The organism is Arthrobacter ramosus, from assembly GCF_039535095.1.
Lineage (GTDB): Bacteria > Actinomycetota > Actinomycetes > Actinomycetales > Micrococcaceae > Arthrobacter > Arthrobacter ramosus.
In genome coordinates, this window is sequence record NZ_BAAAWN010000001.1 from 3,776,060 (window position 1) to 3,795,601 (window position 19,542).

General features: G+C 64.5%; 19 protein-coding genes and 1 pseudogene. 9 read left to right on the top strand and 11 right to left on the bottom strand.

Going from position 1 to position 19,542, the window contains the following annotated elements; all coding sequences use genetic code 11:
• Window positions 1-29: 29 nt before the first annotated feature.
• From ABD742_RS17430 to ABD742_RS17445, 4 genes are all read right to left on the bottom strand, one after another.
• Window positions 30-1,397 (bottom strand): MFS transporter, encoded by a 1,368-nt coding sequence (locus tag ABD742_RS17430; protein WP_234751077.1) that lies wholly within the window; start codon window positions 1,395-1,397, stop codon window positions 30-32.
• 342 nt (window positions 1,398-1,739) lie between these two features.
• Complete coding sequence (locus ABD742_RS17435) at window positions 1,740-2,654, bottom strand: glycoside hydrolase family 25 domain-containing protein (RefSeq protein WP_234751076.1); 915 nt, start codon at window positions 2,652-2,654, stop codon at window positions 1,740-1,742.
• Between the two features lie 285 nt (window positions 2,655-2,939).
• Window positions 2,940-3,296 (bottom strand): cupin domain-containing protein, encoded by a 357-nt coding sequence (locus tag ABD742_RS17440; protein WP_234751075.1) that lies wholly within the window; start codon window positions 3,294-3,296, stop codon window positions 2,940-2,942.
• A 111-nt stretch (window positions 3,297-3,407) separates the two neighbouring features.
• Complete coding sequence (locus tag ABD742_RS17445; RefSeq protein WP_234751074.1) at window positions 3,408-3,956, bottom strand: TetR/AcrR family transcriptional regulator; 549 nt, start codon at window positions 3,954-3,956, stop codon at window positions 3,408-3,410.
• Window positions 3,957-4,071: 115 nt separating this feature from the next.
• On the opposite strand from ABD742_RS17445, the gene ABD742_RS17450 reads away from it, so the two are divergent.
• Complete coding sequence (locus tag ABD742_RS17450) at window positions 4,072-5,481, top strand: MFS transporter (protein ID WP_234751073.1); 1,410 nt, start codon at window positions 4,072-4,074, stop codon at window positions 5,479-5,481.
• A gap of 9 nt (window positions 5,482-5,490) precedes the next feature.
• Here the strand turns inward: ABD742_RS17450 and ABD742_RS17455 are convergent, their stop codons facing one another.
• Together ABD742_RS17455 and ABD742_RS17460 are read right to left on the bottom strand one after the other, a co-directional pair.
• Complete coding sequence (locus ABD742_RS17455; protein WP_234751072.1) at window positions 5,491-5,994, bottom strand: mycothiol transferase; 504 nt, start codon at window positions 5,992-5,994, stop codon at window positions 5,491-5,493.
• Window positions 5,995-6,003: 9 nt separating this feature from the next.
• Window positions 6,004-6,342 carry a TfoX/Sxy family protein gene (locus ABD742_RS17460; RefSeq protein ID WP_234751071.1) on the bottom strand — a complete coding sequence of 113 codons (339 nt, stop codon included), beginning with the start codon at window positions 6,340-6,342 and terminating at the stop codon, window positions 6,004-6,006.
• Window positions 6,343-6,474: 132 nt separating this feature from the next.
• Here ABD742_RS17460 and ABD742_RS17465 point away from each other — a divergent pair, with 132 nt between their 5' ends.
• The 7 genes and pseudogenes from ABD742_RS17465 to ABD742_RS17490 all read left to right on the top strand — a co-directional run bounded on the left by ABD742_RS17465 (window position 6,475) and on the right by ABD742_RS17490 (window position 12,775).
• Window positions 6,475-6,795 carry a hypothetical protein gene (locus ABD742_RS17465; RefSeq protein ID WP_234751070.1) on the top strand — a complete coding sequence of 107 codons (321 nt, stop codon included), beginning with the start codon at window positions 6,475-6,477 and terminating at the stop codon, window positions 6,793-6,795.
• Window positions 6,796-6,888: 93 nt separating this feature from the next.
• On the top strand, window positions 6,889-8,499 hold the full coding sequence (locus tag ABD742_RS17470; RefSeq protein ID WP_234751069.1) for an HNH endonuclease signature motif containing protein: 1,611 nt from the start codon (window positions 6,889-6,891) through the stop codon (window positions 8,497-8,499).
• Between the two features lie 87 nt (window positions 8,500-8,586).
• The gene (locus ABD742_RS17475) at window positions 8,587-9,825 is read left to right on the top strand and encodes a tyrosine-type recombinase/integrase (RefSeq protein WP_234754951.1); all 1,239 of its coding nucleotides are present in this window, start codon (window positions 8,587-8,589) and stop codon (window positions 9,823-9,825) included.
• A complete protein-coding gene (locus tag ABD742_RS17480) occupies window positions 9,822-10,742 on the top strand; it encodes a tyrosine-type recombinase/integrase (protein WP_234754950.1) in 921 nt (306 codons plus the stop codon). Before ABD742_RS17475 ends, ABD742_RS17480 begins: the two co-directional genes overlap by 4 nt.
• The gene (locus ABD742_RS17485; RefSeq protein WP_234754948.1) at window positions 10,739-11,728 is read left to right on the top strand and encodes a tyrosine-type recombinase/integrase; all 990 of its coding nucleotides are present in this window, start codon (window positions 10,739-10,741) and stop codon (window positions 11,726-11,728) included. The genes ABD742_RS17480 and ABD742_RS17485 overlap by 4 nt, the downstream gene beginning before the upstream one ends.
• Before the next feature lie 81 nt (window positions 11,729-11,809).
• Window positions 11,810-11,953, top strand: a pseudogene (locus ABD742_RS24405) (DUF222 domain-containing protein); the annotation flags it as partial.
• A gap of 66 nt (window positions 11,954-12,019) precedes the next feature.
• Window positions 12,020-12,775: an ArsR/SmtB family transcription factor gene (locus ABD742_RS17490; RefSeq protein ID WP_234753280.1), complete on the top strand. Its 756-nt coding sequence runs from the start codon at window positions 12,020-12,022 to the stop codon at window positions 12,773-12,775.
• A 28-nt stretch (window positions 12,776-12,803) separates the two neighbouring features.
• On the opposite strand, the gene ABD742_RS17495 is transcribed toward ABD742_RS17490, so the two are convergent.
• From ABD742_RS17495 to ABD742_RS17505, 3 genes are all read right to left on the bottom strand, one after another.
• Window positions 12,804-13,157, bottom strand: a complete 354-nt coding sequence (locus ABD742_RS17495) for a GNAT family N-acetyltransferase (RefSeq protein ID WP_234753279.1) — start codon at window positions 13,155-13,157, stop codon at window positions 12,804-12,806.
• A gap of 115 nt (window positions 13,158-13,272) precedes the next feature.
• Entirely contained in the window at window positions 13,273-14,097 is an 825-nt protein-coding gene (locus ABD742_RS17500) for a pullulanase X25 domain-containing protein (RefSeq protein ID WP_234753278.1), read from the bottom strand.
• Between the two features lie 179 nt (window positions 14,098-14,276).
• The gene (locus ABD742_RS17505) at window positions 14,277-15,302 is read right to left on the bottom strand and encodes an adenosine deaminase (RefSeq protein WP_234753277.1); all 1,026 of its coding nucleotides are present in this window, start codon (window positions 15,300-15,302) and stop codon (window positions 14,277-14,279) included.
• Between the two features lie 133 nt (window positions 15,303-15,435).
• On the opposite strand from ABD742_RS17505, the gene ABD742_RS17510 reads away from it, so the two are divergent.
• Complete coding sequence (locus ABD742_RS17510; RefSeq protein ID WP_234753276.1) at window positions 15,436-16,341, top strand: MSMEG_6728 family protein; 906 nt, start codon at window positions 15,436-15,438, stop codon at window positions 16,339-16,341.
• Window positions 16,342-16,426: 85 nt separating this feature from the next.
• On the opposite strand, the gene ABD742_RS17515 is transcribed toward ABD742_RS17510, so the two are convergent.
• Complete coding sequence (locus ABD742_RS17515) at window positions 16,427-16,600, bottom strand: hypothetical protein (RefSeq protein ID WP_234753275.1); 174 nt, start codon at window positions 16,598-16,600, stop codon at window positions 16,427-16,429.
• Window positions 16,601-17,038: 438 nt separating this feature from the next.
• Window positions 17,039-19,462, bottom strand: a complete 2,424-nt coding sequence (locus ABD742_RS17520) for a Tex family protein (protein ID WP_234753274.1) — start codon at window positions 19,460-19,462, stop codon at window positions 17,039-17,041.
• Window positions 19,463-19,542: the final 80 nt, after the last annotated feature.

A 19,542-nucleotide genomic window follows, 5' to 3' on the forward strand; every position in this document is an offset into this window, starting at 1 on the left:
TGCACTGAAAATGAGTGGTGAAGGCGGACCTAAGCCACGACACCCGGCTTCCGCCAAGCCAGCGCCAGCACAAATACCACCGCGCTCAGCCCCAGCATCACCAACACCATGAGCCCCCAGTTCACTTGGTTGACCCCGGGACCGTACAGCACACCAATGAGCACCGTCGCCGTGATGGCCCCGAGGTATCTGCACGTCTGAAAAATCCCGGCGGCCACTCCCCTGTCTTCCGGCCGCGCTGACACGTACAAGCCCTGGTTCGATGCGGTACTGACCACGCCATACGGGACACCCATCAGCGCCGTCAGCACCAGCACGGGCGGCGGCCAGAAGGACAACGTCAGCGCCCCAAGCGCGCCGGAAGCCAGCGCCAAAAGCACGACGCCGGCGATCATCACGGACCGCACGCCGAACCGCTCAATGAACCGCACCGTCACCGGCGTCATGAAAACCGACATGGCAGCAAGGGGAAGCATCAGCAAGCCGACCACGCCGGCGTCGTACTTTCCCGCCTGCTGCAGCAACTGCGGAAGCCCAAAGAAGGCAAAATAATAGACCGCGCTGAACACCGCGAAACCCAAGTACAACAGCAGCAGCGGCCGGTTCCGGCCGAGCAGCCGCAAGTCCAGGAACGGCGGACTGAACCGGAACTCGCGCCATGCGAACAGCCCCGCCAGGACAACAGCGACGGCGATGAACCACCAGCGGTAGGCCGGCATGACGTTGAGCAGCGCCATCATCGCCAGCGTCAGCGAAGCGATGAACGCCAGGATGCCCGGAATGTCGGAATCGCGCAGGAGGGCTGAGAGCTTGCCGCTTTCGCGTCCGACGTCGGGCGGTGCCACCCGCTGCACCACAATCAGGGCCAGGAGCGAGATCGGCACGTTGATCGCAAACAGCGCTTGCCAGCCGACCAGGCTCACCAGAAGGCCGCCGACAACGGGCCCCACGGCAGCGGCCGAGGTGTTCGCCATCTGTATCCGCCCCAGGGGTCGGGTGGAGCTGATGTTGGCCTGCCGGCTGAGCGTCGAGACCATGACGACGGCGCACGGGTACGCCGTCGCGGTCCCCACCGCCATGAGCGCGCGGGCCACGCAGACCAGTGCGAAGTTCGGCGAGAACGGCGCCAGAACGCAGGAAATGGCAACAACCGCCATACCGAAGGTGAACAATCTCCGCGGACCGAAGCGGTCCGCCAGTCGGCCCATGAGCGGCTGGCCGGCCGCCGAGGCGAGGTAAAACGATGTGATCACCCAGGTGACCGTGGCGACGTCGAGCGCAAAGTCCTGGCGCAGAACCACGAGCGCGACCGCGATCATCGACGAGTTCAGCGGGTTCAGCGCCGTCCCGAGACTCAGTGCAGCGATCGCTAGGCCGGGGCGGGGTTTGTTGGTCACGTCCCTAAGTCTGGTCCATCGTTGCCTGAGGTCACGAAACGACGCGTCACGAACCTCGGTGGGGACCCGTCAGGGCCGCCGCGTTAGTGCCCGCCGCCGAACGCCGCCGGAAGGACAAGGAGAAGGAAGACAAGAAGCCCCAATGCGGAAGCGATCGTGTCGACCCAGCCAAGGACCTTCCCCAAGGTTGCCGAATGGTGCAGGGCTTCGGCCTTCCTTGCATTGGAAATCGCCAGGGGGCCGAAGACGATGCCTAGGAAAAAGAACCCGATGAAGCCAAAGATTATCGACTTTTCCTTGAACTTGCTCCCCTGAAGCCCGGGAACCTCAGCGATGAGCCCGTCAGTTCTGCGGTATCGACAGCACCGGCTTCCGCTTCCCGGTGGCGTCGGTAGTCAGCGTCGGGACCGGGGGCTTCGGTGGGGCCACTACCGGAGCAGGTGCCGGCGGTGGTGGCGGTGCGGGCGGAAGGCAGGAGTAGTTGTAGTCGAAGTCCGTGGTGAATTGGGTGAGTACAACCACACCGCCCGCGGTCAGTGGCGGGGCCGAGCAGAGTTCCACTGCGGTCTCCGGTGACGTTGCTCCGGCAAGCCAACTCTTAAGCCCGTTCAGATTGCTGTCGGGATGAAGCTGACCGGCGATGAGTCCGAACTGGTACGACGTTGAATAAATGCCAACCGGGGCGCCGATGCTTTGAAGAAATGCGGCCATTCCCTCAATGTCGGCGGCATTGGCCACAGTGTCCGAAGACCACGCATTCCCGGTCTCCACGTCCAGCCACCACAGGCGCTTGGCGGGATCGGGCACCCCGTACCGGGTGACGGCGTCGAAGGCCATTCCGTAACCATAGAGGTAGGCGCACGCCGCCGAAGCTGACCCGTCGCAGCTACCATAAGGGTTGCGACCGCTCAGGCCCACCTCCGCATCGGATCCGGGCCACCACCCGCCATACCCCGCGGGATTGGCGGTGTTGACGTACACGGCGGCTGCGGGTTGGCTTGTCCCGCCCGCCGAGCCGCTGGCCCAGCCCAGCTGCTCGGCGAAACAGGGATTCGGGGTGCCCGGACGGCCGCCGTTCACGCCGACGACCGCGAACGCTTGGCCGGAAGGAAGTCCGCCACCGCATTGGGGCCAGGAAATGTCGCTGCCCAGGACAATGCCCGAAGCCTCCATGGGTGCGGCGTTCGCCGGGGAGGTTGGTGTGGCTGTCCAAGCAAGCAAAAGGCAAGCGACGGCCATGATTTTTGCAGTTTTCATGATGTGCGTCCTTGGCATGGTTCAGGGCCCTGCCGGGGGTTGGTACTGCCGCACATTGCATCCCAAAAGCAATGGCAGTGAGCCATCTTCGGCTCACTACGGATCCTACGGACGGGCTTCTGGGCAGCCTTGAGTGATCCCTACTGGACTTGGTTAACGACTTTGCGAGTAAGTGGCGTATTGCACTTGGAGTACAGCCCAGATGCTGGAGTACTCAGCGCCGCGCTAGGCAAGAAAAAAGTTCAGGGAGGATGGCGCCACGGCGGAAGTTACCCGCCGAGGCGGTCAAGGCGTCTCACGCCTCGGGCTCTTGTTGGATTTCGCCACGGTGAACAGGAATGTCGAATCTTCTTCCGCTTCCAGACTATGCAGGCCGTCCGGAACGATCAGCAGATCTCCTGGATTGCCTTCCCACGAGTTCTCGCCGGACCGCAGGCGGAGGCTACCTTGCAGGACAAAGACGGTGGCGTCGCCCGGGTTCTGATGATCACTCAAGCGTGTGCCGGCCTTGAGCGCCATGACAGTCTGCCGGAGCACTTTCTCATGCCCTCCGTACACAGTGTCAGCGGCCCTGCCATTGCTGGATGCAACGGCCGCGGCCAGCTGCTGGCGAGCCAAGGCTTCGATCGAGATTTTCTGCATGAGCCAACCGTACCCACAATCGGCCCGCCCGAGGATGGGTAATCCGCCGATTCGGTCCCCGCCGACGGCCGCTCTGCAACCCGCCCTATGCCTGCACTCTCTAAACCTTCGTCAGGAAGCGATAAGTCCGTCAGCGACGACCGCGAGCATCGATGCTGCCGCATCGGCGGGAAGTTCACTGTTATCTACAACTGCAGCCACGCCGCCGACGAGCCGGCTGATCTGCATTGCATCGACTCCAGGCCGCAAGGCGGAGTCCAACGCTTCGATGACGCGCCGATTGGCGCCGAGGTAGGTCTGGCACTTTGCTGCAAATGGTGAACCCGGGTCGCCCAGCGCTGCGGTAATCCGCGCAGCCGCACCCTTGTGTTCGGTCAGCATCGACGCATAGTCGGTCAGCCAATTCAGCAACCGCTCCCGCGCAGGGGCGTCGAGGGTGAGGGCCCGGTCGACGGCGGTGTTGACCTTCTCTGCCCACGCCTCGAGGACCGCGTCGTACAGCGACTCTTTGGTCGGGAAGTGCCGGTAGAGCGTGCCTGGTCCCACCTCGGCCGCCTTGGCGACTTCGTCCATCGAAACGGCTTCGAAGCCTTTGACACGGAAGAGCGCACGTGCAACCTCCACGATCCGATCGCGGTTGCGTTGAGCGTCAGCGCGCACAGAAACACCTTTCGATTCACCATTGCCAAACGGAGAGTGTCTCCGTATAGTTCTAAGCGGAGTAACTCTCCTCTTAGTGTACGTCAGCCCCTTCGGCTAGAACAGGACACCTCCCATGACACCCACAATCGCCACTCGCGCACCGGCCGGGATCGCAAGATCCGGCAGCCGCGCCGGCAGCATTGGCCTCTGGCTGGTCATGCTGGCCCAACTCATGCTTGTCCTCGACGCGACCGTCGTGAACGTCGCGCTCCCCCACATCGCCACCGACCTCCACTTCGACCGGGCCGAGCTCAGCTGGGTCCTGAACGGCTACGCCGTCGCCTTCGGCGGCCTCCTGCTGCTCGGCGGACGGATCGGAGACGTCGTCGGCCGCCGTCGCACCTTCCTTGTGGGCGTCGCGGCCTTCACGCTCTTCTCACTGCTTGGCGGCCTGGCCACCTCGCCCCTCCTCCTCGTTATCGCACGCGCACTCCAGGGCCTCGGCGCCGCATTCGCCGCCCCGAGCGTGCTCGCGCTGATCACCACCAGCGCAAAGGACGACGGCGCGCGGAACCGGGCGCTCGCCCTGTTCTCCGCCATTGCCTCAATGGGTGGCGCGCTTGGGCTCATCCTCGGCGGGCTCCTCACCGACACCACCAGCTGGCGGTGGACCTTGTTCATCAACGTGCCGATCGGCGTCGTGGTCCTCATTGCGGTGCCGCGCCTCGTCGCGGAAACTCCCCGGCGTCCCGGTCGCTTCGACATCCTCGGAGCGGTGACCGCCACGGGCGGCGCCGTCGCCATCGTGTGGGGTCTCATCCAAGCGGGCGACGTCGGCTGGTCCAGCCCGCGCACGATCGGCGGCCTGGTTATCGGTGCCGCGCTCATCGCAGTACTCGCCGTCACCGAGCGGAGGGTGGCCCACCCATTGCTCCGCCCGCAACTGCTGCGCAGCCCAAGCCGAGTGGCCGCGCTGGCAGCGATGGCGGCCACCTACGGCGGGATGCTGGCGATGTTCTTCCTCATGGTCCAGTACCTCGAAGACGATCTGCACCTCACGCCAATGGTGACCGGACTGGCGTTCCTGCCGATGCCGCTGAGCATCTTCGCGATGTCGCGGATCGTCCCGCGGCTACTCGAGCGCTTCGGGGCCGTCCGGCTGGTCATCTTCGGCACCGCCCTTCGCGTCGTCGCCTTCTTGCCGCTGACGCAACTGAACACGGACACCCCGTTCGTCGTTGTTTTGCTTGCACTTCTGGGCACTGGAATCTCGGCCGGGATGACGTTCATGCCGCTCACGACGCTCGCGCTACGCAACGTCGAGCCCGAGCACGCCGGATCCGCCTCCGGACTTTTCCAGACAATGCAGCAGCTGGGCGGCGCCGTCGGACTGGCCATCGTGGCTTCGATCTACGCGGCCTTCGCTATCCCCGGCGATTTCCTGACCGGCGGACGGGCCGGGTTCTGGTCGGCAACCATCCTCTCCGCACTCGCGCTGGCAGCCGTCCTGGGGTTGGTCTTCAAACCCCGGAAGACTGTATGACCGCTGCGCTCACAGGCCGCCTAAGCCCTTGGCGTAGGCGGCCTGCCCCACGTGCTGAAGGCAATCGGCAATAGTGCTGACCAAGCGCACCCCGAGAGTGACGGGCGGGTCCCAGCGAGTATCGACGATGCGATCAAGGTCCTCGTCGCCGAGAGTTTTCAGGAACGCTACCGTCTGCCTGTGGACGGCGTCGTAGTATTCGAGCAACAGCTCCGGCGGGGCCTGAACCGCGTCGACTTTATCGCTCGAGTGGCCGTAGCCGGTGTCGCGTTCGGGCAGCGGCAGCTTGAAGCGGCCGGCAAACTCCTGCGAAGTCCACACCTGCTCGACGCCGGCGGCGGAGGCGAGCTGCAGGTCCTCCACTCGGCTGAGGTGCCAGATCAACCACGCAATCGAGTTGCCCCTCCCGGCCGGCCGACGAACCAAAGACTCCTCGTCGACCCCCGCAAGAGTGGCGGCCACTATGTCACGGATCCGGCCAAAGGCATCCAGGAGCAGTTCGTTGGATTTCATCGCGTCCCTTCACTGAGTTCTTCGCTGAGACCTCACGAAGTCCCAGGCCTCACGTGCCAGGGCAAGCCATGACTCCTCATCTTCGGCAGTGACCTTGAGCCACTCCCTCATCGCACGACCCTTTCCGGCGTCAAACGGCGCTCCAACTCCGGTTCCGATCAGCGTCTCGACCCGCTGGTGTGGCAGCTTCACAACAAGCCTGCCCCCGGAAATCATCGCAAAAATCGAGCCGTGTACCTTCAGCGCGTTCGAACCGAATCCGCGCTCCCCCGGCTCTCCCGGCACGCTCACACCAGGGCTGGTCCTGAATGCATCGACCAGCGCGTTAAAACGCTCCTCAGGCAGCATGGGAACATCTTCCCGCCCCGGAGGTCGGGGAACAACCGGTAACCGTTAGCAAAGTCGCCGGGGTCAAACATCCGGCGGATCGGCAGGCATAAACTACAAGCAGAACGTCTCTTCCGACGCCGGGGAGCTCAAATGGACACTGAATTCGCTGATGTCATCGGTCATGATGTCACGACGATCACTTGCCTGTGCGGAAACACCGTCAGCAAAGAGGGATTGATTCAGGCCAATTCACAAGGCGTCCCGGTGTACAGCGGAGCAAACGAGCCGGTCCCCGCCGGGCTGGCCCCGTGGCCCGACGATGAGGACCTCTACACCTTGTGTCCGTCATGCGGCCGCGTTTACCACGACACCGTCATTGAAGAGACGGGAACCGCACCCGTTGCCTTCCAGATCGACATCACCGGCCCGATCGCTGAGGCGATCCGGGTTCATTGGGACCTCAGCACCTGATTTTTGAGACCTGTTTTCCTTGTTTCGCTTTTCGCGACGTCGATTGGCAGCGCGGGGGCTAAAAATGTCAGACCCCCGTGACAGGGTTTATTCATGGAAGGCATCGGTCAACTCGTGGCACCTCGGGCAGCCCCGCCCGAGGTCGGGCTCGCGTCGTTGGGACGTCTGTCCCGCCGCCTGAAGCCCGTTCCTGCCCGGCATGCCGGGCAGCAAAGCCCGGCCGCCGTGCCGTCGCCCGCACCTGACCTTGATCAGGCACTTGCGGCGATGGACGCGCTGCGCTCAACCGCTCTCTCCGACGCCGGCGTGTTGGCTTTCCCCGACGCCGCGGATTTCGCCGGCAAGATCGAGGAAATCTCCCGGACGGTCGAGTTCTTGCAGCTCGTCGCAGCCGGGGCCGTGGAGCGGACCCGGCACGAAGCCCAGGCGGCACGGCAGTCATCCCCGGCACAGGGATGGAGGACCGGCTGGACCGAACCCACCGCAGCCGATACCGCAGCCGCACCGGTCGCGGGAACTGAAGCCGATACCGCAGCCGCGGCCGGCCCGGAAGGCTCTGCCGCCGGCCTCACGGCAGCAGCCGAAGCGCTCGACGACGGGTACCGGAACGCCGCCGAATTCCTGCGCGCCAGGCTGCGGATCAGCATCGGCGAAGCGAGGCGCCGGCTCGCACTGGCCTCCGGGGTGCTCCCGCAGACCGGGATCGCCGGGCAGGACCTCCCCGCACGGCACGGGGTCCTCGCCGCGGCCCTGTCCTCGGCAGCCGTGCCGTCCCGCTCGGCCACGGTGATCAGCACGGCCCTGGACCAGGTACGGCACCTCGCCGACGCGGAAACCGCCCACCAGATGGAGCAATCACTCACCCACACCGCCGTGCAGAGCGATCCCGACTTCGTCTCCCGGATGGCCAAACGCTGGGTCGATGCCATCGACCAGGACGGAACCGAACCCGGCGAGGAAGAACTCCGCCACCGCCAGGGAGCGTTCATCCGCAAACCCCGCCGCGGCCTGCACCACCTGGAAATCTTCGCCACCGCAGAACAATTCGAAACCCTCGCCACCGTCATGAACACCGCCACCAACCCGCGCCTCCAGCCCAACGCCGCCGGCACCGGCACCGGCAACGCCGCCGGCAGCGGCACCGGCACCGACCTGGACCGCCGCTCCCGGGCGCAGAAACTGCTCGACGGGCTCATCGGCGCCTGCGCAGTGGCCCTGTCCACCGGCGAACTGCCGGCCAACGGCGGCCTCCGGCCGCAGGTGATGGTGACCATCGACTACCAAGACCTGCTCGAGCGCCTCGAACACCACGCCCGCGAAACGCCCACCGGCCCCCGCCTCAGCAGCGGCGCCTCCACGTTCCAGGGCCCGCTCCACCCCTCGGTCATCCGCAAGATCGCCTGCGACGCGGACATCATCCCCGTCCTGCTCGGCAGCGACAGCCGCGTGCTGGACATCGGCCGCACCACCCGGGTCTTCCCGACCCACATCCGCAAAGCCATCATCGCCCGCGACCAAGGCTGCGCCTTCCCCGACTGCACCATCCCCGCACCCTGGTGCGAAGCCCACCACATCACCTACTGGTCCAACGGCGGCACCACAGGAACCGACAACGGCACCCTCTTATGCAGCTTATGCCGACATCGGCATAAGCTGCATTATGCCGATGTCCGGATTATGCCGACGTTTGCTGTTGTGGCCTGATTTGGCGGGCTTGTCTGGGATTCTTATCGGCATAATCAGGTGACGGGTGCACGCTTGCCTTTCCTCGTTTTGGAAAGGGAGAGCGTGATGGATAGTGGTTTGAACGTCGTGGTTTCTGGGCCGTTGGGCGGTTTCGGAGTCGGGTTCGCTGAGTATCTTGGCCGGCTGGGGTATGCGCCGACCTCGATCGGTTTGCGGTTGAATCTGATGCGGCATCTGAGCCGGTGGCTCGTCGAGGAAGCGGTCTCACCGGCGGCGTGCGATGCTGCCGCACTCGAACGGTTCCTGGTGGGCCGCCGGGTGACGCACACGGACATGTCCTCGGCGGGGAGCCTGGCACCTCTGGTCGCGTATCTGCGATCGATCGAGGTGATTCCAGGGGAGGAACCCGAGACCGTGCCGGAGCCGGGTCCGGTGGATCTTGTTCTGGAGCGGTGGGGCCGGTTCCTGGCCGACGATCGTGGTCTGAGGACATCGACGATCCGGTACTACCGAGAGTTGGCGCGTCCGTTTCTGCTGTCGCGGTTAGGCGGCCAGGCGCTGGATCTGGAGGGTCTGGATGCTCGGGCGGTGAGCGGGTTCGTCATGTCGCAGATTCCGGGAATGCCCGTGGGGTCGGCGAAGCTGACAGTGACGGCGCTGCGGTCGCTGCTGCGTTTCCTGTTCGCCGCCGGCCACATCGGCGATCGGCTGGATCAGGTGGTGCCGGCCCGGGCGGGGTATCGGGATTCCGGCCTGCCACGAGGTCTGACTCCCGAGCGGGTGAAGGCGTTGATCGCCGCGGTCGATCCGGCATCCCGCACGGGAAAGCGTGATCTCGCGATCGTGCTTGTACTTGCCCGGCTCGGGTTGCGGGCCGGGGAGGTCGCTGCGTTGAGCCTGGACGATGTCGATTGGCGGGCGGGAACGCTGCGAGTTCCCGGTAAGGGCGGGCAGAGCGATCTGCTGCCGCTGGCCGCCGATGTTGGTGCGGGGTTAGCTGCGCATCTGTCGGTCGAACGTCATCCTGCCGCGACGGGCAGGGCGTTGTTCTTCACGTCCTCGGCTCCGTATCGTCGGCTCTCCAGCGCAGCCGTCAAAGCCGTGGTCCGGTGCGCCGGCGCACGGGCCGGACTCGGGCCGGTGGGTGCTCACCGGTTGCGGCATGCTGCCGGGACGGCGACGATCAATGCCGGCGCGTCCTTGGAAGAGGTGGCCCAGCTGCTGCGGCATCGCCATCTGGCCTCGACGACGATCTACGCGAAGGTCGACCTCACCCGGTTGGCCGGTCTGGCCCGGCCCTGGCCGGGTCTCGGAGCAGGTCAGGCGGGCGGTGAGCTCCGATGAGCGCGCTTGAGTCGCTGGTGGGGGATTACCTGCGGCTGCGCCGCGGACTGGGTTTCAAGCTCGCGACCCACGAGCGTTACCTCACCGAATACCTCCGATACCTCGAGCGAAGCGGCCAGGAAACGGTGACGACGGAGAATATTCTTGGCTGGGCGAGAACTCCGGGCGGCGCTGCCAGCTATCACGGCGCCAGGCTCTCCGTGGCGCGTTCCTTCGCTCGCTGGGCGCACGCCTTCGATTCGAGTATCGAGGTCCCGCCGCGGCAGCTTCTGCCCGCTCGCTCGCCGCGGGCCGTCCCGTTCATCTACTCGGATGAGCAGGTCCTGGCGCTGCTGGAACAGGCCCGGCTGTTGCGCTCCCCGATGGTCGCGGCCACTTACCGCACGCTGATCGGCCTGTTGGCCTGCACCGGGATGCGGGTGAGCGAGGCGATCAACGCAAATCGTTCGGACCTGGACGCAGGCGTGTTGAGCGTTGCCGACACGAAGTTCGGCAAGTCCCGGCTGGTCCCGTTGCACTCCAGCGTCCTGGAGGTGCTCGCCGATTATGCGCTCACCCGTCACCGGCTGCTCGGGCCGGTCTCCACGGAGGCGTTGCTGGTATCCAGCGCGGGAACGCGGCTGATTTACAAGAATGTGCACAGGGTTTTCCATCGTCTTGTCGCCCGGGCCGGCATCACGCCGAAATCGCAGCAGTGCCGGCCGAGGATCCATGATCTGCGGCATAGCTTCGCCGTCACCACGATGATCGGCGCCTACCGGGACGGAGCCGTCCCGGCCGAGGTACTTCCCGTGCTCTCCACCTATCTGGGGCATGCGAGCCCGGGAAGCACTTACTGGTATCTGGAAGCGGTCCCCGAGCTTCTCGCCGAGGCCGGACGACGCTTGGGCCCGCTTCAGGCGGAGGAGCAATCATGACTTTGCTCGCGCCGACGCTGGAGAAGTACTTCGCCGAGCACCTGATGCGCGCTCTCGGCGCCAGCACCCACACCATCGCCGCTTACCGCGACACCTGGCGGCTGCTGCTGGCCCACGTCCACGAATCCACCGCGATCAGCCCGGACAAAATCGAGCTGACGATGCTTCACAGCGCCCGGATCACCAGCTTCATCAAACATCTCGAGCACGAACGCGGCAACAGCACCCGGACCCGGAACGCGAGACTGGCCGCCGTCCGCTCCTTCTTCGCCTACGCCGCCTACCAGCACCCAGAGCACGCCGAGCTGATCGCCCGGGTCCTAGCCATCCCGCAAAAACGAGTTGATCGCAGCGATATCGACTGGCTCACCGAGGACCAGATCAAAGCACTACTGGCCGCACCCGACCGGGCTACCCGCACCGGGCGACGCGATCACGCTCTTATCCTTACCGCGATCACGACCGGGCTACGCGTCACAGAGCTGACCGGACTGACCTGGGAACACATCCACCTCGGTCCCGGAGCGCACGTCATCTGCCAGGGCAAGGGGCGAAAGAACCGAGCAACCCCGCTCAGCCCGGAGAACGTGAAAACGCTCACGACCTTGCGACTGGAGCAGAGACCCTCCGAACACGACCCCGTGTTCCCCACCCGCACCGGAGCCCGGATGAGCACCGACGCAGTTGCCCAGCGAGTGAGCCTCCATGCCGTCACCGCAGCGAATACCGAGCCATCATTGAGCGGAAAGAACATCACGCCCCACGTGCTGCGCCACTCCACTGCCATGAGGATGCTGCATGCCGGTATCGAGACCTCAGTGATCGCGCTCTGGCTCGGACATGAAAGCGCCGAGACAACACAGATTTACGTCCACGCCGACCTCGCGCTGAAAGAGAAAGCCCTCGAAAGGATCCGCCCAACGAACACGCCGCCGGGCCGCTACGCTCCCGGCGACAAGCTCCTCGCGTTCCTCGAAGCCCTCTGATTATGCCGATAAGAATCCCAGACAAGCCCGCCAAATCAGGCCACAACAGCAAACGTCGGCATAATCCGGACATCGGCATAATGCAGCCACCACCACCACGTCATCCACAAAGAACACTGGACCATCACCATGGAAACAGGGGTGCCATGGTTCAAACCACCGCCCCACGTCGACCCCCGCCAAACACCCCGACGCAACCACCACTTCAGACCCACCCGGACATGAGCCTGCCCAGTTGAAGTCCACCCGAATCCATTGACATGTGACCAAACGGTCACCTATTCTGAATGCATGGACGCCGTCTTCAAGGCACTCTCCGACCCCACCCGCAGGGATCTGCTCGACGAGCTCTTCCGCGAGGACGGGCAGACGCTCAGCGCGCTTGAAGCACGGTTCGACATGACCCGTTTCGGGATCATGAAGCACCTCAAGATCCTTGAGGAAGCCGGGCTGGTTGTGACCCGCCGTCGTGGTCGCGAAAAGCTCCATTACCTGAATCCGGTACCCATCAGGCTCGTCCACGACCGTTGGGTGAGCAAATATGCAGAACCGTGGGCCGCTGCGTTGAGCGACCTCAAGACGAGATTGGAAACTCCCGTGGAAAAGATCTTCGAAATCTACATCAAGACCACTCCGGAGCGGCTTTGGGAAGCCATCACGGACAGCGACACCCGCAGCAAGTACCAGTTCGGCAACACCCACACTGCGGACTGGACGCCGGGGGGGCACTACGAGATGCACAATCCCAAGGCCAACGGAATGGTCCTCGGCGAAGGCGAAAACGTGGAGGTCGATCCCCCGCGCCGGCTCGTCCAGACCATGCGCGCGCTCTGGGGCGAGGACGTAAAGGCCGAGGGCACGTCACGCGTCACTTGGGAGATCGAACCCGTAGGCGACTCCTGCCACCTGACCGTCACCCACAGTGACCTGCGCGAAGGCGGCAACGACCAGATCTACGGCGGTTGGCCGATGATCCTCTCCGGCCTCAAGACCTGGCTGGAGACCGGCGAGGTTCTCACGACTCCGGGTTCATTGATGTATTCGTGAGGCTCGACGGCGGCGCGACCCGCCGCTTTTAGGCCCTGGAAGCCGGAACGAGGGCCGCGTTGAGGTACTCCAAATGCGCCAGCGTCGGGGCAGTCACATTCGCAGCGTATTCCGAGTGCTTGGTGAGGAACTTCTTGATGAAAGGGCACACCGGCACGATCCCGAGTCCCTCGCTCACAGTCTCGTCCAAGGCAACTTCGGCGAGCCTGCCCGCCAGCCCTTGGCCGCCGAACTCCTCGTTGATCACGGTGTGGTAGAAAATCCGCTGCGGGGACCCGCCGTCGTCGTACGCTTTGTACGCGGCCTTACCGATCACGTGGCCATCAGCGAGCACTTCAAAGCGTTCGCGGTCAACGTTGTGGCGGAAGGTGGCATCGGTCATCGCTGGCTCCTCGGTTAAGTCCTGTTGACCTACACTAACCTCGGAGCCCGGGCGCTTTGTTCCCAGGTTTTCTCCAAGCCCGGATTTGAACTTGGAGAAAACCTGGGAATTAGGGCTAAGCCGTGACGATGTCGCGCGTGGCGTGGTCGTACGTGAAGGTGATCTTGCCGCCGTCGTGGTTCAGCTCGTGGTTGGCGCCATCACGAGCGCCGAACGCACCGTAGTTCTCGTCCCACGAGCGGTTCAGCGCGATCTTGTAGGTGTAGAAACCGGCAGGCAGCGTGGCCGCGAGGGTCCACACCTTACGGCGGGAATTGAACTTCATCTGCACCTCGTCGTACTGCGGAGCCCAGTCCTCCGGCGCGCCGAGAATCGTGTTGAAGTCACCAGCGATCGCGACGGCGGACGGCTGCTCGAGTTTCTCGACGGCGGCAGTCGCTTTGGGTGCTGCAGCTTTCTTAGGCGCCGCCTTGGCGGCGGGAGCCTTTTCCGCGGCTGCTTTAGCTGCCGGTGCCTTTTCCGCAGCGGGAGCCTTCTTGGCCGCGGGCTTCCTGGCAACGGCCTTCTTGGCGGGGGCCGTGGGAAGTGGGGTATCTGCAGGGACAGGGGTACCCTCAGCCAAGGCACTGGCGAACTCGTCCGGCTTGGCGAAAGCGACCGTGGCACGAAGGCCGTCGTCGGTGATGGTCCAGCCCGAACGGCCCTTGACCAGCCAGCCGGCCTTGACGAGCTTGGCGGTCTCAGTCGTCAGGCTCTTGTGGCCGCGTGGAATGCCTCCACTGAGCAGCTCACTCTCGCGCTCATCCAGCGGGACACGGACAATCGCCTCTGCCAGGATCTCGCCGGCATTCAACGACTTCTCGGACCACGTTCCCTCAGCCAAGACGTCCAGGACGGTCTTGAGGCGGGCACTGCTTTTTTCGACGGTGGACTTGGCCACTGGGTCTCCTTCAACGGCGAACATTCCTTCAGCAGTCTGCCAATGTTCTGTAAATTCTGGCGACTATTCTTGGTAAACACCGTGTGTCGTGTCCCACTATTACGGCCAAACGGCGACAAGTGATGGATGGGTCTCGGATACCGGTCGGTAGCTCGCGGTTGGGGTACTGTCTTGTCCCCCTACTCCCCTGAAACGTTCTCCCACTCCGAAACCTCGGCCAACAGTTCGGCCTTCCGTGCCTCGTCCGCGAACGATGAACGCACCGAGTTCGCAGCCAGGCGTGCCCGGTCGCCAACAGACAACCCGTGCACGGCGACAAGCTGCTCGAAGTTGTCGTCCACGTAGCCGCCAAAATACGCGGGATCGTCCGAGTTCACACTGACATTCAGGCCGGCTGCCAACATCGCAGGCAAAGGGTGATCGGCCAAGGTGTCCACGGCGCGCAGCCGGACATTGGACAGGGGGCACACTGTGAGGGGAACCTGCTCGGCCACCAACCGCTCCACGAGGGCCGGATCTTCCATGCACCGGATGCCGTGGTCGATCCTCTCGGCACCGAGCAGATCGAGAGCCTCGTACACATACGAAGCGGGGCCTTCCTCGCCGGCGTGCGCGATCCGTCGCAGTCCGGCCTCCGCCGCGCGGCGGTACAGCCGTTCGAACTTCGACGGCGGATTGCCCACCTCGGCCGAGTCCAGGCCGATGCCCGCAATCGGCGCCTTCATCGCGAGAAGCTGGTCCAAAACCTCCAGCGCAGATTCCTCGGACATGTCCCTCAGGAACGCGGCAATAAGGAGGGTCGAGACACCGAACTCGCCCACCGACGTCGCGAGCGCAGATGCAACGCCGTTCACGCACGTCTCCAGTGCCACCCCGCGTGAGATGTGCGCCTGCGGATCCATCATGACCTCGACGTGCCGCACGCCACCCGCCGCCGCGCGTGCCAAATAGGCCCTAGTCATGTCCGCAAAATCCTGCTCGGTGCGCAACACGGCCATGTTGGCGTAGTACAGATCCAGGAATGACTGCAGATCCGTGAACTCGTACCGTGCGCGCAGCTCGTCCAAATCCGCGTACGGAAGCTCAATCGCGTTCCGTTCCGCGAGCGCGAAAATCAGCTCGGGCTGAAGCGTCCCCTCGATGTGCAGGTGCAGTTCGGCAACCGGAGGTGCCGCCGTCGTCGTCGATTCGCCAAAAGTTTCCACCCGACAAGAGTAGGACGAATACTCAACGGGCCGGACGTCCAACGGCGATCATCAGGCCCCCGATAACACGAGCGAGGGGAAGACCACACATCCCCAACTTGGTTCTGCGCCCTTCGACCGCCAAACTGAAAGGATGCAGACCTTCCTCCCGTTCCCCGATTTCAAGCAAAGTGCTGCCGTCTTGGACACCGCAAGGCTTGGCAAGCAGCGTGTCGAAGCACTGCAGATCCTTCGCGCACTAGTGATCCCCGAGTTCGGCCGGCCCTCCCACCCCGCTATCCGCATGTGGATGGGCTACGTCCCCGCCCTTACTCTCTACGGCCTGGCCATGGTGGACGAATGGGTGGCCCGCGGCAACCCGGACAACACCCGCGCCAGCATCACCGAGTTCGCACCCCAGGCAGCCCACCCGGACTATGTTTCCAGGATTCCGATGCCGCCATGGCTGGGCGACGCCGATTTCCACCTAAGCCACCGCTCCAAGCTGCTCCAGAAGGAGCCGCGCTTCTACGCCGAGCTCTTCCCTGACACTCCGAATGACTTGGAGTACCTCTGGCCTGAGCCAAGCCACGAGTTCATTCCTGAAGACCCCTACGACGACTTCATCTGGGTGCTTCGCGCCCCGGTGGGCGACGTTGAACCTGAGAAGATCGACAAAGTGGGGATGCCGGCAGCAGGCAAGGCCAAGGCCGCCAACAGCGACGGCGACGGCTACCAGTTCGTCTACGAGTCAGAGAAATCCCGCCGTCCGGGCAAGACCGCCCGCAAGGCCCCGAAGCAGCTGGTGAAGAAGCCCACGCGCAACCGCCAGCGCCAGGACGAGGCGTTCCGGACGCTCCCCGGCAACACTCCTGTCCTCGTCCCCGTCGAGGGCGGCGCCAAGTTTGCCCTGGGCAAGATCCTCGGCCGGCCGATCACCCTGGAAGACGGCCGTTTCGGTCGCAACTTCGAGGTCACCAAGATCGTCGACCGCACGGACTTCGACTACCCGGCCTTGTTGCAGGATCCGCGGGCTTTCTTCCCGATCCCGGCACCGTAACGGCTCGAGCTAGACGCGAACGACGGCGGCGCTCCGGTTCCTAAGGAAAGGAACCCGGGTGCCGCCGTCGTTTAACCGTTTCCGGCTACTTGTTCTGCCGACGGACGAGCGCCCGAATAACCAAGATCTCGTAGGCCACCAAGGCGACGACCCAAATGTAGTCATACCAGCGGGCGTCGAATCGAACGAGCAACGCCAGCAGCCCAAGCGCTGCAACCAACTGGGTCGTGATGATGGCCAACCAAGGCGTGGTTTTCACCTTATCCACAGGAAATGATCACCCCTCCTGCCGAGAAAAGGACACGTAGGCGGCGCACGCTTCGTATTTTCTTCCCAATGCCCATTTCTCTCCCCTTTGAGTTGTAGCGAGTGAGTGACAATCGTAAGTTGCATTTGTTAGACGAAAGTTGCGACTAGGTGCTGATAGCGCCGAATTGAGTGTTGTCTGGCGGCAAAATGAGTGTTCTTGCTTGGGGCGAATGAGTAGTTTCATCGAAGATGGCGGTTAGGCCCTTTGGTGAAGACGGCTCGGCGTGCGCATTCGAACCATGCTCCCCCTGGCACAAGCTAACGCTGCTGATCTTCTACATGGTGCTATTCAAAGCGCTTTGCTCGAAATCGTGGGTGCAGGCCCTTCGCTGCGTTCCAGAACTCAGCTGTCGGCCTGCACCCACGTAATGCCTAAAAAGTGGCGCGATTACTTCCCCAGCCCGGCCCTCCGGAGGGCTTCCGCCATGGCCGTGTTGACCGGCGCCTGGGGAGCCGCCTTCGCGGGAACCGCCTTCGCAGGAACCGCATTGCGAGCGGGCGCACCCTTAGCAGGAACCGCCTTCGCGCGCTGTCCAGCCGGCGCTGCCGGGCCTCGCTCACGCCCGCCGCCTCGCGAACCGGACCCGCCCGCGGTGCCGGGTTCGTCGTCGAGCCTGAGGGTGAGCGAAATCCGCTTCCGCTCCGGATCCGCCTCGAGGACCTTCACCCGCACGACCTGTCCGGATTTCACGATCTCGCGGGGATCGGACACGAACTTGTTGGCCAGCGCGGACACGTGGACCAGGCCGTCCTGGTGCACTCCGACATCCACGAAAGCCCCGAACGCCGCCACATTGGTGACAGTGCCTTCCAGGATCATGCCGGGCTTGAGGTCGGAGATCTTCTCGATGCCTTCGGAGAACGTTGCCGCGGCGAATGCCGGACGGGGGTCACGGCCCGGCTTTTCGAGCTCGGACATGATGTCGCGCACGGTGGGCAGGCCGAACGTCCCATCCACGAACGCTTGCGGATCCAGGGAGGACATGGCAGCTCCACGGGCAGCAGCCACGATCTTCCGAGCCACCGAATACGCCTCCGGGTGGACGCTGGACGCGTCGAGCGGTTCGGCTCCCCCGGTGATCCGCAGGAAGCCCGCGCACTGCTCAAAAGCCTTGGCACCCAGCCGCGGCACCTTCTTGAGGTCGGCCCGCTTAGCGAAGGGGCCGTTCTCGTTGCGGTACGCCACAATGTTTTCGCTCAGGAGCGGCCCGACGCCGGCCACCCGGGCCAGCAGCGCGGGCGACGCCGTGTTCACGTCCACGCCCACCGCGTTCACGCAGTCCTCGACGACGGCGTCCAGCGAACGGTCGAGCTTGGCAGCCGTGACATCGTGCTGGTACTGCCCCACGCCGATCGACTTCGGTTCGATCTTCACCAATTCAGCCAGCGGATCCTGCAAGCGTCGGGCGATCGAAACTGCCCCGCGCAAGGACACGTCCATGCCGGGCAGTTCCGCGGCCGCGAGCGCAGACGCCGAGTACACGGACGCACCTGCCTCGGAGACCACGAGTTTCTGCAGCGTCGGCCCGCCGGATGCTGCCAGCGACTTGATGAGCTGCACGGCGAGCTTGTCCGTTTCGCGCGACGCCGTGCCGTTGCCGATCGCCACGAGCTCGACGCCGTGCTGCCGCGCCAGGCGCTCCAGCGTCACCAAGGCCTCGTCCCACTTCTTTGCCGGGGCGTGGGGATAGACGGTATCGGTGGCCACGACCTTGCCGGTGCCATCGACGACAGCCACCTTCACACCCGTGCGCAGTCCCGGGTCCAGGCCCAGCGTGGCGCGGTTTCCGGCGGGAGCGGCGAGGAGCACGTCGCGGAGGTTGGCGGCGAACACCCGGACGGCTTCATCCTCGGCCTGCGCGAACATGCGGCCGCGCAGATCATTGCTCAAACGGTCAAGGATGCGCGAGCGCCAGGCGATCTGGGCGGTCTGCACAAGCCACGAATCGGCGGGTCGGCCACGCTCGGCGACCCCGAGGCACTTGGCCACGGCGTTCTCGTACCGGCCGCGCGCGGCGGCCAGGGCGTCGTCGTCGGCTGGTTCTGCCTCGGCGAGATCAAGCTCAAGGACGCCGTCGTTCTCGCCGCGCAAGAGCGCGAGCACGCGGTGGCCGGGCATGCCGGAAGGCACCTGGGAGAACTCGAAGTAGTCCTTGAACTTCTGCCCCTCGGTTTCCTGGCCCTTTTTCACGCGCGAAACCATCCGCCCTTGCGTCCACAACCGCTCGCGCAGCGTTTCGGCGAGATCGGGGTCCTGGGATACCCGCTCCACGAGGATCGAGCGGGCGCCGGCGAGCGCCGCGGAGGCGTCGTCGATGGAGTGCTCGGCGTTCAGGTACTTGGCGGCCTCACCCTCGGGTTCGAGCTGCGGGTTCGCGAGAAGCGCATCGGCGAGCGGCTCGAGGCCGGCCTCGCGGGCGATCTGCGCTTTGGTGCGACGCTTTGATTTGAAGGGCAGATAGATGTCTTCGAGCCGGGACTTGGTATCGGCCCCGACGACGGCGGCCTCCAGTTCCGGAGTCAGCTTGCCTTGCGCGGCAATCGCCTCAAGGACCGTTCGACGGCGGTCCTCCAGGTCGCGCAGGTACCGGAGCCGTTCCTCGAGCTCGCGCAGCTGGGTGTCATCGAGCGTCCCGGTGACTTCCTTGCGGTACCGGGCGATAAACGGGACGGTGGATCCGGCGTCGAGCAAGTCAACCGCGGCCTTGACCTGCCAGGACTTCACACCGAGCTCTTCGGCGATCAGTGCATGGATGGCGGCGTCTGCTGACTGGTGCTGTGCTGACTGGTTTTGGGGAAGATGGGTCACCATGACATTTTGCCTTACGGGTTCGCCGTGGCTAAAGACGGCGCGGAATACCCACATATGGAAGCGCCACGGCCGGCGGGCCG